Here is a 1834-nt window from a genome sequence, read left to right as displayed (position 1 = left end):
TAACGAGGCTGTAGAAAAACCCATTTCTGAGCCAGCTCTACCGCCCTTTTGTTCGTTTATTCGTCACGGCCAGCAATCCGCTTCGCCGTCGTCATTTGTTCATTCCACCACTGACGTTATCCGCTCAACAATGACCGAGAGCAGATTTCGCTCTTTATTGGTCTGATCAGTGGCGTTTTTCGCTCATTCACGCCGCCAACTGCCCATAATTCGCCAGTTTCTCGATGTTGTGCACCAGGCAATACAGCTGCCACTGGCCCTGTACCTTTTTCCTACCCCGCAAGCTGAAGCGGTTCAGGCGCTTGGTCGTGCCGATGTTGCCGAACACCGGTTCCACCACCGACATGCGGTGGCTGTAAATTTCCTTGCCTTTTGGACTATCCACGCGGTGTTTCATCCAGTCGGTGTAGTTCGGCAGGCGTTTGTTCTCGATGGTGAACGATACCTGTCGGCCGGAGCCCTTACGGTGATTGGCTGAGGCGGGGTTTTGCATGCATTGGTGTTTCTTCGGGCAATGCCGGCACTGGAGGAGACGCCCTTCGAAGTGCACCCGGGTCTTGCCGTTCTCGGCTTCCCGGATGCCCTGGTAGCTGATGGTGTTGCCTGCCGGACAGACGCAGGTCAGATTTACCGGATCGAACTGGAACTCATTGGCTGGGATGATGGTTTTCCAGCCGGTTTTGGGTAGATGCTGACGCCGTTTGCCGTATTTATCCTTTTGGTTCTGGAACTTCGGATCGCGGCTCCGGAATTTGTTGTCCGGCACATAGCCATTGATCTGGCGCTCATGCAGGTACTTCATGTTGGCTTCGTTGGCGAAGCCGGTGTCGGCGGTAACGATGGCGCCTTGCTGGTAGATATTCTCGGTAATGCCCAGTTTCTTGAAGCGGGCTTCCACGGTTTCCAGTACCGGTTGCAGCGTGTGGTGCTCCTGCCCTTCCCCGAAGGCCTGGGCATCGATGATGATCTGGTGTTTCTTGTCCACCGTGGCCACGCCGTTGTAGCCCTGGATCGTGCCCTTGCTGGTGGTCATCTTGGCGCTTTCGTTATCGGTGATGTTGCTCTTCACTTCCTTGCTCCGCTTCCCCCGGCCCATCCGTGGGCGGTTCGTCTTTAGGAAGCGGTCCACTTTGTTCAGGGACTCATCTAGCGAGAGGATGGTTTTGGCCCGGCGGATATCGCGGTCCAGTTCTGCCTCGGTTTCCGCCTCGTCCTTTTCGTAGTGTTCCTTTAAGTGGTGGCGGATCAGGCGGCGCAGCTTGTCCCGTTTCTCACCGAGTTCCTTAAAGGTGCCGGACCATTCCTTGGCAGCGTTCGAGGACATTTTGCAGCCGTCGATGGCGAAGAGTTCATTGCCTAAAAGGCCCTGCTCATGACAGACCAGCAGGATCTGCTCGAACAGCTCTTCTATTTCAAACGCGTGGCTACTGACGAACTTGGCCAGGGTGGTGAAATGCGGAACGGTATCGCAGGACAATGCCTTGAAGATGATGTTGGTCTCGCAACACCACTGCATCTCGCGGCTGGAAGTGATGCCCTTGGAATAGGCAAACAGGATGATCTTAAGCAGGATGGCCGGATCGTAGGCCAGGCGGCCAGTGTCCTGATTCCGATACTTGGGGTGAAACACCGACAGGTCCAGCTTGTGCTCGATCAGGTAATGCACCGCGTGTTCAAAGGTGCCGGGCTGCAGCTGTTCCTGGTAGTTGATCACGACCATGGCGTCCTGGTCGTAGTTGTAGTGCTTAAAGCGAGGCATCTGACAGCTCCTTGTCTGTTTGCCTGATCCTACCAAACTGACCCTCTGATTCGGAGTTTTTCTACAGCCTCAACG

1 protein-coding gene is annotated in these 1834 nt (G+C 55.2%); it reads right to left on the bottom strand.

What is annotated here, in order from left to right; translation table 11 throughout:
* Positions 1-187: 187 nt before the first annotated feature.
* Positions 188-1759 (bottom strand): transposase, encoded by a 1572-nt coding sequence (locus tag BY454_RS16635; RefSeq protein ID WP_104425573.1) that lies wholly within the window; start codon positions 1757-1759, stop codon positions 188-190.
* Between the last annotated feature and the right edge of the window lie 75 nt (positions 1760-1834).

Source organism: Marinobacter persicus, from assembly GCF_002934325.1.
GTDB lineage: Bacteria > Pseudomonadota > Gammaproteobacteria > Pseudomonadales > Oleiphilaceae > Marinobacter > Marinobacter persicus_A.
The sequence above is the reverse complement of the archived record's forward strand: the minus strand, read 5'-3'. Positions and strand labels throughout refer to the sequence as shown.